12 protein-coding genes are annotated in these 13,748 nt (G+C 67.0%); 11 read left to right on the top strand and 1 reads right to left on the bottom strand.

What is annotated here, in order from left to right:
* The first annotated feature begins 7 nt into the window (after positions 1-7).
* The 11 genes from murD to ASF77_RS09825 all read left to right on the top strand — a co-directional run bounded on the left by murD (position 8) and on the right by ASF77_RS09825 (position 12,789).
* Positions 8-1,504, top strand: coding sequence for a UDP-N-acetylmuramoyl-L-alanine--D-glutamate ligase (gene murD, locus ASF77_RS09875; RefSeq protein WP_056338415.1), 1,497 nt, complete (start codon positions 8-10; stop codon positions 1,502-1,504).
* Positions 1,504-2,721, top strand: a complete 1,218-nt coding sequence (ftsW, locus tag ASF77_RS09870; RefSeq protein WP_056338412.1) for a putative lipid II flippase FtsW — start codon at positions 1,504-1,506, stop codon at positions 2,719-2,721. The genes murD and ftsW overlap by 1 nt, the downstream gene beginning before the upstream one ends.
* The gene (murG, locus tag ASF77_RS09865) at positions 2,718-3,809 is read left to right on the top strand and encodes an undecaprenyldiphospho-muramoylpentapeptide beta-N-acetylglucosaminyltransferase (RefSeq protein WP_056338409.1); all 1,092 of its coding nucleotides are present in this window, start codon (positions 2,718-2,720) and stop codon (positions 3,807-3,809) included. Before ftsW ends, murG begins: the two co-directional genes overlap by 4 nt.
* Positions 3,810-3,823: 14 nt before the next feature.
* Complete coding sequence (gene murC / locus ASF77_RS09860; RefSeq protein ID WP_056338406.1) at positions 3,824-5,230, top strand: UDP-N-acetylmuramate--L-alanine ligase; 1,407 nt, start codon at positions 3,824-3,826, stop codon at positions 5,228-5,230.
* On the top strand, positions 5,227-6,195 hold the full coding sequence (locus ASF77_RS09855) for a D-alanine--D-alanine ligase (RefSeq protein ID WP_056338403.1): 969 nt from the start codon (positions 5,227-5,229) through the stop codon (positions 6,193-6,195). The genes murC and ASF77_RS09855 overlap by 4 nt, the downstream gene beginning before the upstream one ends.
* A gap of 4 nt (positions 6,196-6,199) precedes the next feature.
* The gene (locus ASF77_RS09850) at positions 6,200-7,027 is read left to right on the top strand and encodes a cell division protein FtsQ/DivIB (RefSeq protein ID WP_056338400.1); all 828 of its coding nucleotides are present in this window, start codon (positions 6,200-6,202) and stop codon (positions 7,025-7,027) included.
* A gap of 11 nt (positions 7,028-7,038) precedes the next feature.
* Positions 7,039-8,271, top strand: a complete 1,233-nt coding sequence (gene ftsA / locus ASF77_RS09845; RefSeq protein ID WP_056338397.1) for a cell division protein FtsA — start codon at positions 7,039-7,041, stop codon at positions 8,269-8,271.
* 160 nt (positions 8,272-8,431) lie between these two features.
* Positions 8,432-9,625, top strand: coding sequence for a cell division protein FtsZ (gene ftsZ, locus ASF77_RS09840; RefSeq protein WP_056338393.1), 1,194 nt, complete (start codon positions 8,432-8,434; stop codon positions 9,623-9,625).
* Between the two features lie 102 nt (positions 9,626-9,727).
* On the top strand, positions 9,728-10,873 hold the full coding sequence (locus ASF77_RS09835) for a sensor histidine kinase (protein WP_056338391.1): 1,146 nt from the start codon (positions 9,728-9,730) through the stop codon (positions 10,871-10,873).
* Entirely contained in the window at positions 10,870-11,628 is a 759-nt protein-coding gene (locus tag ASF77_RS09830) for a LytTR family DNA-binding domain-containing protein (RefSeq protein ID WP_056338388.1), read from the top strand. Before ASF77_RS09835 ends, ASF77_RS09830 begins: the two co-directional genes overlap by 4 nt.
* Positions 11,629-11,769: 141 nt before the next feature.
* Positions 11,770-12,789: a formylglycine-generating enzyme family protein gene (locus tag ASF77_RS09825; protein ID WP_056338385.1), complete on the top strand. Its 1,020-nt coding sequence runs from the start codon at positions 11,770-11,772 to the stop codon at positions 12,787-12,789.
* Between the two features lie 42 nt (positions 12,790-12,831).
* Here ASF77_RS09825 and ASF77_RS09820 read toward each other — a convergent pair whose 3' ends face one another.
* The gene (locus ASF77_RS09820) at positions 12,832-13,647 is read right to left on the bottom strand and encodes a hypothetical protein (protein WP_056338382.1); all 816 of its coding nucleotides are present in this window, start codon (positions 13,645-13,647) and stop codon (positions 12,832-12,834) included.
* Positions 13,648-13,748 lie beyond the last annotated feature (101 nt).

The following is a 13,748-nucleotide window of genomic DNA, read 5'->3' as shown; positions in this document are numbered from 1 at the left end:
TGCACTGATGAACTACGACGGCAAACTCGCCCTAATACTGGGGCTCGGCGAATCCGGGCTCGCGATGGCGCAATGGCTCGCCCGCTGCGGTGCGCGCGTGCGCGTGGCCGATACGCGCGCGCAGCCGCAGCGCCTGCCCGCGCTGCGCGAAGCGGTACCTTCCGCGGAATTCGTCGCCGGTGAATTCGCGGCCAGCCTGGTCGAGGGCGTCGACTTCGTGGCCGTCAGCCCGGGCCTGGCGCCGAACAAGGAACTGGCCGCCATCGCGCCGGCCGCGTTTGACAAGAACATCCCCGTCTGGGGCGAGATCGAACTGTTCGCGCAAGCCCTGGCCGCCCTGAAGGCGGAGCGCGGCTATGCGCCGAAGGTCATCGCGATCACCGGCACCAACGGCAAGACCACGGTGACGAGCCTGACCGGCCTGCTGTGCCGCCGCGCCGGCTTCGACACGCGCGTGGCCGGCAACATCAGCCCGGCGGCACTGGACGTGCTGCGCGAAGCCATTAATGAGGACAAGCTGCCGCAGGCCTGGGTGCTGGAACTGTCCAGCTTCCAGCTGCACACCACCTTCAGCCTGAATGCCGATGCCGCCACGGTGCTCAACATCACCCAGGATCACCTCGACTGGCATGGCGACATGGCCGCCTACGCGGCGGACAAGGCGCGCATCTTCGGGGCCGATACGACGCGCGTGCTGAACCGCGACGACGCCATCGTCATGGGGATGGCGGCGCCCGGCATCCCGCAGCTGAGCTTCGGCACAGGCGAACCGCAGGAAGCGGGCAGCTTCGGCATCGTCAACGAACGCGGCGTGCTGTGGCTGGCGAATGCCGTCGCCGGCGAAGCGAGCGAAAAGAAACTCAGGAAAGGCGAAGTCGCCGAGCCGGTCGAGGTGATCGTCAACCGTCTGATGCCGGCCGACGCCCTGAAAATCCGCGGCCTGCACAATGCGTCGAACGCGCTGGCCGCGCTGGCCCTGTGCCGCGCCGCCGGCCTGCCGCTGGCGCCGCTGCTGCACGGCCTGCGCGAATACGCGGGCGAGCCGCACCGCGTGGAACTGGTCGGCAGCATCGAGGGCATCGATTACTACGACGACAGCAAGGGCACGAACGTCGGCGCCACCGTCGCCGCGCTGCTCGGCCTCGGCAAAGCCTTCACGGGCGAAGACCAGCAAATCCTCCTGATCGCCGGCGGCGACGGCAAGGGCCAGGACTTCACGCCGCTGGCCGAGCCGGTGTCGCGCTATGTGCGCGCGGTGCTGCTGATCGGGAAGGATGCGCCGGCGGTCAAGGCCGCGCTGGAACCGTCCGGCGTGCCGTGCTTCGACCTCGACGACCTGCCGCAGGCGGTGCGCCGCGCCGCCGGCCTGGCGCGCGCGGGCGACAGCGTGCTGCTGTCCCCGGCCTGCGCCAGCCTCGACATGTTCACCAACTACGCGCACCGCGCGCAGGTGTTCGTCGATACGGTGCGCGAGATCGCACTGGACAAGGGAATGGAGATCTGATGGCCTTCCAGCTTCCCTTCAAGTTCTCCGGTTCGAGCAGCGATGCCGCCATCGCCGAGCGTTCGCGTCCCTCGAAGATGATGGACTACGACCAGCCGCTGGTCTGGATCACCCTGATCCTGATGCTGTTCGGGATGGTGATGGTGTATTCCGCCTCGATCGCGCTGCCGGACTCGCCCAAGTTCGCCTACCTGGAAGGGCGCCACGAATACTTCCTGTACCGCCAGATGTTCTTCATCGTGGCCGCGATCATCGCCGCCTGGATCACCTTCCGCATCCCGGTCGCCGTGCTGCAGAAGCTGGCGCCGATGATGTTCGTGGCCACCCTGGTGCTCTTGATGCTGGTGCTGATCCCCGGCGTCGGCGTGGTGGTGAACGGCGCGCGGCGCTGGCTGTCGCTGAAAGTGTTCAACCTGCAGCCGTCGGAGATGATGAAGATCGTCGCCGTGCTCTACGCCGCCGACTTCACGGTGCGCAAGCAGCAGTACATGCACAAGCTGACCAAGGGTTTCATGCCGATGGCGGCCGCGATCGGCGTGGTCGGCCTGCTGCTCCTGCTCGAGCCGGATCTGGGCGCCTTCGGCGTCATCGTCTGCATCGCCATGGGCATCCTGTTCCTGGGCGGCTTCAACATGATCTGGTTCGGCGGCATCGGCGCCATCCTGGTCGTGATCTTCACGTCGATCATCGCGCTGTCGCCGTTCCGCCGCGCGCGCATGTTCGCCTACCTCGACCCGTGGCAGGAAGACAATGCACTCGACAAGGCCTACCAGCTGACCCATTCCTTGATCGCTTTCGGGCGCGGCGAGATCGGCGGCGTCGGCCTCGGCAACAGCGTCGAGAAGCTGCACTACCTGCCGGAAGCGCATACCGACTTCATCATGGCCGTGATCGGCGAGGAACTCGGCTTGGTCGGCGTGCTGGTCACGCTGGCGATGTTCTACTGGCTGGTAAAGCGCGCCTTCGACATCGGCCGCCAGGCCATCGCGCTCGACCAGTTCTTCGCCGGCCTGACCGCGAAGGGCATCGGCATCTGGATCGGCGTGCAGACCTTCATCAACATGGGCGTGAACCTGGGCCTGCTGCCGACGAAAGGCCTGACCTTGCCGCTGATGAGCTATGGCGGTTCGGGCGTCGTCATCAACTGCGTGGGCCTGGCGATCCTGCTGCGCATCGACTACGAGAATCGGGTCTTGATGCGAGGAGGGCGGCTATGAATAAGCCTGTGAAACGCTTGATGATCATGGCCGCCGGCACCGGCGGCCACATCTTCCCCGGCGTGGCCATCGCCCAGACCATGCGCGCGCGCGGCTGGAGCGTCACCTGGCTCGGCACCGCGCACGGAATGGAACGCGAGTTCGTGCCGAAGCACGGCATCGAGATGGACACCATCGACTTCGCCGGCCTGCGCGGCAAGGGCATCAAGCACACGGTGACGGGCGCCTTCAAGATGGCCGCCAGTTTCGGCGCCTGCCTGCGTTATCTCGGCCAGCGCAAGCCCGACGTCGTGCTCGGCATGGGCGGCTACGTGACGGTGCCGGGCGGCCTGATGGCGCGCACGCGCGGCATTCCGCTGGCGCTGGTGAATGCCGACGCGGCCCTGCTGCTGTCGAACAAGACCCTGACCCCGCTCGCCAGCCGCGTGCTGTTCGGCTTCCCGGCCGACTTCGGCAATGCCGCGGGCAAGGCGGTCGTCACCGGCAACCCGGTGCGCCAGGCGATCCTCGACCTGCCGGCGCCCGCCGCGCGTTTCCTCGGGCGCAGCGGCCCGCTGCGCGTGCTGGTCGTGGGCGGCAGCCTGGGCGCCAAGGTGCTGAACGACAGCGTGCCGGCCGCGCTGGCGCGCATCGACGCGAATGTGCGTCCGCTCGTAACCCACCAGTCGGGCAAGAAGAACATCGACGCGCTGCGCGCGGCATACAAACAGGCAGGCGTGGAAGCGGACGTGGTCGACTTCATCGACGACATGGCGGCCGCGTACGCGCAGGCCGATCTCGTGATCTGCCGCGCCGGCGCCATCACCGTGTCGGAATTGACGGCGGCGGGCGTGGCCAGCGTGCTGGTGCCCTTCGTGGCCAGCACCACCAGCCACCAGCGCGACAACGCGGTCTGGATGGCGGGGCAGAAAGCGGCGGTTCACCTGGCGCAGGGCGAGCTGTCGGCCGAGCGCGTGGCGCAACTGTTGATGTCGACGAGCCGCGCCGATTGCCTGGCGATGGCCGAGGCGGCGCACGCCGTGGGGAAGCGCAATGCGAATGAAGCGATTGCAGACGTGCTGGAACAGCTGGCCAACAAGAACAAATAAGACAAAGAAGAACAATGAAACACAAGATCAAACACATTCACTTCGTCGGCATCGGTGGCAGCGGCATGAGCGGCATTGCCGAAGTGCTGCTCAACCTCGGTTATAAAGTGTCGGGCTCGGATCTGGGCAGCAATGCGGCCAGCAACCGCCTGAAGGATCTGGGTGCGCGCGTCTATCTCGGCCACGCGGCCGACAACATCCTCGGCGCCGATGCGGTGGTCACCTCGACCGCCGTCGTTGAGACCAATCCGGAAGTCATGGCCGCGCGCAGCGCCCAGATCCCGGTGGTGCCGCGCGCGATCATGCTGGGCGAACTGATGCGCCTGAAGCGCGGCATCGCCATTGCCGGCACCCACGGCAAGACGACGACGACCAGCCTGGTCGCCTCGGTGCTGGCCCAGGGCGGCCTCGATCCTACTTTTGTGATCGGCGGACGCCTGAACAGCGCCGGCGCGAACGCCAAGCTCGGCACCGGCGACTACATCGTGGCCGAGGCCGACGAATCGGACGCCTCCTTCCTGAACCTGACGCCGATGATCGAAGTGATCACGAACATCGACGCCGACCACATGGAAACCTACGAGCACGACTTCGAGAAGCTGAAGGCCGCGTTCGTCAACTTCACCCACCGCCTGCCGTTCTACGGCCGCGTGATGATGTGCATCGACGATAAGCACGTGCGCTCGATCCTGCCGCAGGTGACCAAGCCGGTGACGACCTACGGCTTCGCGGAAGACGCGCAAGTGCGCGCGCTCGACGCCTATGCCGACGGCGTGCACATGCATTTCACGGTGCGCCAGGACGGCTACCCGGACACCAAATTCGTGCTGAACCAGCCGGGCATGCACAACGTCCTCAACGCCTGCTCGGCCATTGCGATCGCGCGCGAGATCGGCATCGACGACGCTGCCACCGCCCAGGGCCTGCTGGAATTCCGTGGCGTCGGCCGCCGCTTCACGCGCTATGGCGAAGTGAAGCTGGAGGGGGGCGGCAGCTTCACCCTGGTCGACGATTTCGGCCACCACCCGGTCGAGACCGAGGTGACCCTGGCTGCCGCGCGCGCCGCCTACCCGGGCCGGCGTCTGGTGCTGGCCTTCCAGCCGCACCGCTACAGCCGCACGCGCGACCTGTTCGAGGACTTCGTCAAGGTGCTGTCGACGCCGGACGTGCTGTTGCTGGCGGACGTGTATCCGGCTGGCGAAGCGCCGATCGTCGCGGCCGACGGCCGTGCGCTGGCGCGCTCGCTGCGCGCCGGCGGCAAGATCGAACCGATTTTCGTGGAAACGATTGCCGAGATGCCGGCCGCGATCCTCCAGGCGGTACGCGACGGGGACGTCGTGCTGACCATGGGCGCGGGCTCGATCAGCGGCATCCCGGCGCAATTAACCGAGCAACTCACCACTCAAAAGGCTGCATCGTGAGCGACGCAAATACCAACATCGTTACCAATTTCGGCAAGGTCGGCGTCCTGTTCGGCGGCCGTTCGGCCGAGCGCGACGTGTCCATCATGTCCGGCACCGGCGTGCTGCAGGCGCTGCAAAGCCGCGGCATCGACGCCCATGGCTTCGATCCGGCCGAGCGCACGCTGGCCGAACTGGCCGCGGAAAAATTCGACTGCGTCTTCATCGCGCTGCACGGCCGCTACGGCGAGGACGGCAGTCTGCAGGGCGCGCTCGAACAGCTGGGCATTCCCTACACCGGCAGCGGCGTCATGGCCTCGTCGGTCGGCATGGACAAGATCACGACCAAGATCATCTGGCTGTCGAAAAACATCCCGACCCCGCGCTACGCCACCGTGGTGCCGGGCGACGACCTCGACGCCATCGTGGCCGACCTCGGCCTGCCGCTGATCGTCAAGCCGCCGCTCGAAGGCTCGACCATCGGCATCACCAAGGTGGAGAAGGCCGAGGAATTCGAGGCTGCCGTCGCGCTGGCGACGGGCTTCGACGAGATTGTGCTGGCCGAGGAATTCGTCACCGGCCGCGAGTTTACCGTCGCCGTGCTCGGCAGCGGCAAGCATGCGCGCGCGCTGCCGATCGTCGAGATCGTCGCGCCCGAAGGCAATTACGACTACCAGAACAAGTATTTTACGGACGACACCCAGTACCACTGCCCGGCAGACCTGCCGGCCGAACTGACGGCCGAGATCCAGAAGCACGCCGTGGACGCCTACCGCGCGCTCGGCTGCGAGGGCTGGGGCCGGGTCGACGTGCTGGTGCGCGAGAGCGACATGCGCCCCTTCCTGCTCGAGGTGAACACCTCGCCGGGCATGACGGGCCACTCGCTGGTGCCGATGGCGGCGCGCGCGGTCGGCATCGGTTATGAAGACCTGTGCATCGAGATCCTGCGTTCGGCGCGCTGCAAGATGGTGAAGGCACAAGGCTGAATGTATGTGGCATGACGTACGCGCCCTCAACGCCACCGCCAGCACGCTGCTGGCGGCGACGCTGCTCGCCGGTATCGCGAGCGGCGTGTGGTGGCTGTCGCAGCGTCCGATGTTCACCTTGCGCGAGGTACGGGTCGAAAGCATGTATCGGCTCGACCTCAAGCACGTGAACGAACTGACGGTGCGCAACAGCGTGTTGGGGAAAATCCGCGGCAACTTCTTCACGACCGACCTGGAGCAGGTGCGCAGCACCTTCGAGGCCGTGCCCTGGGTGCGCCGCGCAACGGTCAGGCGCGAGTGGCCCAACGGCCTGATCGTGGAAGTGGAAGAGCACGAGGCGCTCGGTACCTGGGGCGAGGGACGCCTGCTGTCGGTGAAGGGCGATGTCTTCACCGCCAACCTCGCCGAGGCCGACGACGACCACGAGCTGCCTGCTTTCGTGGGGCCGGCCGGCAGCGAGAAGGACGTGCTGGCGCGCTTCTCGGAACTGCGTTCGTGGTTCGCGCCGGTGAAACTGGTGCCGCAACAGCTGTCGCTGTCTTCGCGTTACGCATGGACGGTCAGGCTGGACAACGGCATGAGCGTGGAGCTCGGCCGCGAGCAGGACAAGAACACCGTCAAGGCGCGCGTGCAGCGCCTGGTCGGGGTCTACCCGCAGCTGGTCGCCCGGCTGCAGGAAGGCCGCATCGATACGATCGACATGCGCTATCCGAACGGGCTGGCGCTGTCTTCCGCGGCGCTGACGGTGCCGGCGGATGCCACCAAGCCTGTGAAGGCCGCGGCGAAGAAGAAAACAAAAACTCCGACTAACAAGACAACAAAGAACATCTAAGCAGGCGAGCAATGACAAAAGACGCGAAAAACCTGATCGTCGGCCTCGACATCGGCACCTCGAAGGTGGTGGCGGTGGTGGCCGAAGTGATGTCCGACGGACGCCACGAGGTCATCGGCCTCGGTCAGCACGAGTCGAAGGGATTGAAGAAGGGCGTCGTGGTCAACATCGAGGCCACCGTCGAATCGATCCAGCGTGCGCTCGAGGAGGCCGAGCTCATGGCCGACTGCAAGATCCGCAATGTCTACGCGGGCATCGCCGGCAGCCATATCCGTTCGTTCAACTCGCGCGGCATGGTGGCGATCAAGGACAAGGAAGTCACGCCGACCGACGTCGCGCGCGTGATCGAGACGGCCAAGGCCGTCAACATCCCGACCGACCAGCAGCTGCTGCACACGGTGCCGCAGGAATTCATCGTCGACAGCCAGGAAGACGTGCGCGAGCCGATCGGCATGAGCGGCATCCGCCTCGAGGTGAAGGTGCACATCGTCACCGGCGCGGTGTCGGCGGTGCAGAACATCGTCAAGTGCGTGCGCCGCTGCGGCCTGGAAGTGTCCGACCTGATCCTGCAGCCGATGGCCTCGGCCGACGCCGTGCTGACGGTCGACGAGAAGGAGCTCGGCGTCGTCATCATCGACATCGGCGGCGGCACCACCGACATCGCGGTGTATTCCGAAGGCGCGATCCGCCACACGGCCGTGATCCCGATCGCCGGCGACCAGATCACCAGCGACATTGCGATGGCGCTGCGCACGCCGACCGGCGAGGCCGAGGAAATCAAGCTGCGCTACGGCGTGGCCAAGCAGGTGATGGCCGATCCGGGCGAAACGCTCGAGGTGCCGGGCCTGGGCGACCGCGGCCCGCGCGCGCTCTCGCGCCAGGCGCTGGCCGCCGTCATCGAGCCGCGCGTCGAAGAGCTGTTCGCCATGGTGCACCAGGTGCTACGCGAGTCCGGCTACGAAGACGTGCTGTCCTCGGGCGTGGTGCTCACCGGCGGCACCTCGATGATGCCGGGGATGATCGAGATGGCCGAAGACATGTTCCTGAAACCGACGCGCCTGGGCACGCCGGACTACCGCGGCCAGCTGGCCGACGTGGTGCGCAGCCCGCGCTACGCGACGGTGCTGGGACTGTTGATGGAAGCGAAAAAGCAGTACATGCGCGGCTACACCGTGACGCGTCAGGACAGCTCGGTGAAGGCGGTCTGGCAGCGCATGAAGGAATGGTTCTTGGGTAATTTCTAAACAGTTTCTAAGCGGTAATGCAGGCGTGTTCAAGAAGCGTCTTTGATTCGATACAAAACACATATTTTTTATAATACTTAGCAGTATCCATGCGCTAGGCCTGATACCCTTATGAGGTTTGGTGCATGGATATAGCACTTTGAAAATTAGGAGTCACATCATGGAGTTCGATATGGTCGATAACGCAGCACTGGGAACGGTGATCAAGGTCGTCGGCGTGGGTGGTGCAGGCGGTAACGCCGTGCAGCACATGATCAACAAAGGTGTGTCGGGCGTCGAGTTCATCGCCGCCAACACCGATGCCCAGGCGCTCGCCGTTTCGAGTGCGAACAACATCATCCAGATCGGCGAGTCCGGCCTGGGTGCAGGCATGCGTCCTGAAGTCGGCCGCCAGCTGGCCGAACAGACCCGCTCGCGCATCGAGGATTCGCTGCGCGGCGCGCACATGGTCTTCATCGCCGCCGGCATGGGCGGCGGCACCGGCACCGGCGCCGCACCGATCGTGGCCGAAGTGGCCAAGACGATGGGCGCGCTGACCGTGGCCGTGGTCTCCAAGCCGTTCTCGTACGAAGGCAAGAAGTGCATGGACGTGGCCGAAGCGGGCCTGGAAGAGCTGTCGAAGCACGTCGACTCGCTGATCATCATCCTGAACGAAAAGCTGGAAGAGATCTACGAAGACGAATCGATGCTCGACTGGATGAAGCACGCCGACGACGTCCTGAACAACGCCGTCGCCGGTATCGCCGAGATCATCAACGTGCCGGGTCACATCAACGTCGACTTCAACGACGTGAAGACCATCATGAGCGAGCAGGGCAAGGCCATGATGGGCACCGCCACCGCTTCCGGCGTCGACCGCGCGCGCATCGCCGCCGAGCAGGCCGTCGCTTCGCCGCTGCTGGACGGTATCGACCTGTCGGGCGCCAAGGGCGTGCTGGTCAACGTCACCGCCAGCCGCGGCCTGAAGGGCCGCGAGATCAAGGAAGTCATGGCCGCCGTGCGCGCCTTCGCCGCCGCCGACGCGTCGATCGCACAGGGCATCGCCTACGACGACGAGATGGGCGACGAGATCCGCGTGACCGTCGTTGCGACCGGCCTGGGCAAGGCGCAGAAGATGCAGCTGGTGCAGCCGCAGCAGGTGCTGCGCACCGGTACCTACAATGCGCCGATGATGTCGGGCACCGCGGCCGTGACCGCCGGCGTCCACATGGGCCACGCTTCCGCCGGCGACGTCGGCATGAAGCAGCCGGCCGTGTGGCGCCGTGAGCAGGCATCGGAACAGGTGCAGGCAATGCAGCGCAATGGCGTCGAGACCTACGACATTCCGGCCTTTCTGCGCAAGCAGGCCGACTAAGCTTCTCGAAGCTTGAATAGAAACCGGGTTCGGGGCGCAGGCTCCGAACCCGGTTTTTTATATGCCCGGCTTTTGCCGCGCGCCCTCACGTAAACTGAGACGATGTTGATCACTTCCGCCGTCTTCTCCTCCTGGCGTTCCTTCTGGACGTTGCGCAAGCACCATGACGGGCCGGCGTGGGCGCGGGTGCTGATCGCCAGCCTGCTGGCCCTGCTCGCCTGGGGCGCGCTGTGCCTGCTGGGCATGTCCGGGGTGGTGGCGGTGCAGGTGCCCGATCCGGCCTTCCTGCGGCGCCTGGCGATCGGCGTGCTGCTGCTGTTCCAGGTCATCGCGCTGTCGATCCTGGCGCTGGTGCGCCTGGCCGAATGGTGTCTGCCCGAGGCGCGCCTGGCGATGCTGTCGCCGGTGCGCGACTGGCGCTCGGCGGGGCTGGTCAGCCTGCTGCTCGTCGCCGGCATCATGACCGGCAACCTGCTCGGCAGCCTGGTGCTGGCCTGGGTCTATCCGGAGAGCGAGCTGTTCACGTCCTCGGTACTGGGGCGGCAACTGCGCTTCCTGCAATTCCTGCCGTTCCTGGCGGTGGTCGGCGCCCTCGTCTGGCGCGTGCGCCTGCAGCGCTATGCCTTGCAGGCCCAGGCCGCCGAAGCGCAGCTGCGCCTGCTGCACGCGCAGATCGAGCCGCACTTCCTGTTCAACACCCTGGCCAATATCGAGAGCCTGCTCGAAACCGACACCGACCGTGCGCGCGCGATGCTCGAAGCCTTTTCGGATCACCTGCGCGCCGGGCTGACGCAATTGCGCGCGGCCGAGACCACGCTGGGCGCGGAACTCGACATGGCCGCCAACTACCTGCGCCTGCTGCAGATCCGCATGGGCGCGCGCCTGCGCTTTTCGGTGGAGGCGGACAAGGAGGCACGCGCCGCGCGGCTGCCGCCGCTGCTGTTGCAGCCCCTGGTCGAGAACGCGATCCGCCACGGGCTGGAGCCGAAGGTCGACGGCGGCTGCGTGCGCGTGCACGCCTGTGTCGAGGACGGCCGGCTGCGCATCCGCGTCGACGACGACGGGCTCGGGTTCAACGAGCATACTGAATCGAAACCCTCCCTGCGCGCCGGCAGCGGCATGGCGCTGGCGAACATCCGCGCCCGCCTGCAGCACCGTTACGGCGAACGCGGCCGGCTGACCCTGGCCGGCGCCGGCAGCGGCGGCGCCAGCGCCGGCATCGAACTTCCTTATCGGGCCAACCCATGACACGTGCACTCATCGCCGACGACGAACCCCATCTTGCCCAGCATCTGAAACAACTGCTGGAGCGCCTCTGGCCCGAACTCCAGACCGTGCGCGTGGCCGCAAACGGCATCGAGGCGGCCGCCGCCATCGCCGAACTCGAACCGGAGCTGGCCTTCCTCGACATCCGCATGCCGGGCCTGTCGGGCCTGGAGGTGGCGCAGGGGATCGAAGGCGCGACGCGGGTCGTGTTCGTCACCGCCTACGACGAATATGCGATCGAGGCCTTCGAGCACGCGGCCCTCGATTACCTGCTCAAGCCGCTGCGCGCCGACCGTCTCGGGCGCACCCTGGAGCGGGTGCGGCGTTCGCTGGCGGCCCCGAGCGCGTCCGGCGACGCGACCCTGGCCCAGACCATGCGCCGCCTGATCGAGCAGGCCGCGCCCGCGGGCGAGCGCCTGCGTTACGTGCGCGCGGCGAAGGGCGGCATGGTGCACAACATCGCCGTCGACGAGATCCTGTTCTTTCAGTCCGACGACAAGTACACGGTGGTGCGCACCGCGGGCGACGAATACCTGATCCGCAGTCCGGTGGCCGAGCTGGCCGCCCGGCTCGACCCGGATCACTTCTGGCAGGTGCACCGCTCCACCATCGTCAACCTGGCCCACCTGGCCGGCACCCGCCGCGACGACGCCAGCCGCCTGTTCCTGCGTATGCGCGGCCATGCGGCCGAGCTGCCGGTGAGCCGCGCCTACGTGCCGCTGTTCCAGGCGATGTAGCGCGCTTCCTTGCCAATCGTCGGCGCCATTGTCGAACCGTCGCAGTGGAATCGCCGCCGGGCTGGCCTGCGGTCAATCTGTGGACATGCAGGGACGGCATATCGCCGTCCCCGATCTCCACGACAACGCAAGGAGCCCCGAATGAAGCAAGCCATCGTTTTCCTGTCCCTCGCATGCGCCGCACTCGCCGTGCAGGCCGCCAAGCCGGGCGCTGCACCCATCGTCCCGCCGATGGTCACCATTCCCGCCGGTTCGTTCGCGATGGGCAGCAGCGAGCCGCGCATCGGCGACGGCAGCCATAATCCGGGAGAGAGGCCGGTGCACACCGTCACGGTGCCGTCCTTCCGCATGGCGAAGTACGAGACGACAGTCGGCCAGTTCCGCCAGTTCGTCGCCGCGACCGGCCACAAGACCCAGGCACAGTGCTGGCAGTACGACAGGGCCGAAGGCATCAAGCTGGCCGACACCGCATGGGACGCGCCCGTGCACGCCCCGACCGAGTTCCATCCGGCGCTGTGCGTGACCTGGGAAGACGCGAACGCCTATGTGGCCTGGCTGTCGCAGCAGACCGGCCGGCGCTTCCGGTTGCCGAGCGAGGCCGAGTGGGAATACGCGGCGCGCGCCGGCAGCACGAGCAAATACCCCTCGGGCGACGCGCCCGAGCGCCTGTGCGAGGTCGCGAACATGAAGGATCGCCGCTTCCGGGCCGCCGCCAAGCGCGACTTCGGCCTCGACATGCTGGTGACCGACTGCGACGACGTCGCCGAGTACACGAGCGTGGTCGGCATGTACCAGCCGAACGCCTTCGGCCTGCACGATGTGATGGGCAACGTCGCCGAATGGGTGGCCGACTGCCAGCACCCGGACTACGAAGGCGCACCCATCGACGGTTCGGCCTGGACGCGCGGCTGCGAAACCGAGGGCGACTATTTCATCACGCGCGGCGGCAGCTATTCGTCCTCGCGCCAGGTGCTGCGCAGCGCGGCGCGCGGGCATGGTGGGCGCACCAATGCCAGCAGCCTGGGCGAGGGCTTCCGGATCGCCGAGGACATCGGCGCCTGCACGGCAAAGGCCTGCGCTGTGCCGGACGCCGGCTTCGTCGCGGCGCTGGCGCGGGCGCAGGATCAGGAGCGCGATCGGCGCTCACTGGCGGCGCAATAAGCAACGCAATAAGCAACGCAATAAGCGGGCGGGGCGACTGTCCTAGTCGCCGCCGCAGCCTCCGCCGCAGCTGCCGCCATCGCCCGATGCGCCGCCACTGTCGCCGCTCGCGCCATCATCCGCGCAGTCCGCGGAGCGGCCGCCAGCCTGCGTCGCCAAGGTGCCGCATGCTCCGTCCGGCTGCGCGCCCGGATCCTCGCGCCGGCGCGCGGCCATGATCGAGCCGAGCTCGTATTCCGCTTCGCTGATCAAGCCGGCGGCGAACAGGCCGTGCGGCGCCAGCTGGTCGACGTGGCGGGCCGGCTCCTGCGGCAGGCCGGCCTTGTCGAGCCGGGCAAAGGCCACCGCGCCCTGTTGAAGCGTGTAGCCGAAACCGAGCGGCATGCGCAGCGCACGGTCGAGTGCGAACAGCCGGGGCAGGGTGGACGCCGCCGGTGCCTGGCGATCGAGCTTGCGCGCTTCGACCAGGCAGACGGCAAGCGCGCCGCCCATCTGTCCCGCCATGTCGCCGGAGGCCACATGCGCAATCGTCCGCCCGAAATGGTGCCGGCAGAATCGCTCGAGGCCGTCGGGATCCAGCCGCAGCCAGGCATGCCAGACGGAGTCCGCCGCGCTCGATGGCAGGCCGCAGGGCCGGCGCGCGCGTGACGCGCAATCGAAAAAGCTCAGCAGGGCTTCGAGGGAGCGGGCATAGAAACGTGCGTAGGGCGGGATGCCGGGGAATTCGTCGGGCGCCGTCTCGCGCCAGAAGGGAAGGAGCGCCGGCGGCACGTCGCGCAGGGCGTCGGCGTAGCGGGAGCGCCTGTTGACCGCGCGGATCGTGCGCGCGTCGAGAATGGCAAGCACGGCATGGCGCATGGTCGGTTCCAGTGATCTCGTGGCGAGTGAATTATCTGGCGGCAATAGTAGCATCCTGGCCGTCCCGTGCAAGGGCGCGCCGCATCAGGCATACTGGCGGG

The organism is Massilia sp. Leaf139, from assembly GCF_001424165.1.
In the GTDB taxonomy this organism is placed as follows: domain Bacteria; phylum Pseudomonadota; class Gammaproteobacteria; order Burkholderiales; family Burkholderiaceae_D; genus Telluria.
Note: the sequence above shows the minus strand (reverse complement) of the source record. Positions and strands in the feature narration are given on the sequence as shown.

Bases quoted from the DNA above. Each gene is read 5' to 3' on its own strand.
- ASF77_RS09825 (WP_056338385.1), top strand. From the start codon at position 11,770: ATGAAGCAAGCCATCGTTTTCCTGTCCCTCGCATGCGCCGCACTCGCC.
- murG (WP_056338409.1), top strand. From the start codon at position 2,718: ATGAATAAGCCTGTGAAACGCTTGATGATCATGGCCGCCGGCACCGGC.
- ASF77_RS09830 (WP_056338388.1), top strand. From the start codon at position 10,870: ATGACACGTGCACTCATCGCCGACGACGAACCCCATCTTGCCCAGCAT.
- murC (WP_056338406.1), top strand. From the start codon at position 3,824: ATGAAACACAAGATCAAACACATTCACTTCGTCGGCATCGGTGGCAGC.
- ASF77_RS09835 (WP_056338391.1), top strand. From the start codon at position 9,728: ATGTTGATCACTTCCGCCGTCTTCTCCTCCTGGCGTTCCTTCTGGACG.
- ASF77_RS09820 (WP_056338382.1), bottom strand. From the start codon at position 13,647: ATGCGCCATGCCGTGCTTGCCATTCTCGACGCGCGCACGATCCGCGCG.
- ftsZ (WP_056338393.1), top strand. From the start codon at position 8,432: ATGGAGTTCGATATGGTCGATAACGCAGCACTGGGAACGGTGATCAAG.
- murD (WP_056338415.1), top strand. From the start codon at position 8: ATGAACTACGACGGCAAACTCGCCCTAATACTGGGGCTCGGCGAATCC.
- ftsA (WP_056338397.1), top strand. From the start codon at position 7,039: ATGACAAAAGACGCGAAAAACCTGATCGTCGGCCTCGACATCGGCACC.
- ASF77_RS09850 (WP_056338400.1), top strand. From the start codon at position 6,200: ATGTGGCATGACGTACGCGCCCTCAACGCCACCGCCAGCACGCTGCTG.
- ftsW (WP_056338412.1), top strand. From the start codon at position 1,504: ATGGCCTTCCAGCTTCCCTTCAAGTTCTCCGGTTCGAGCAGCGATGCC.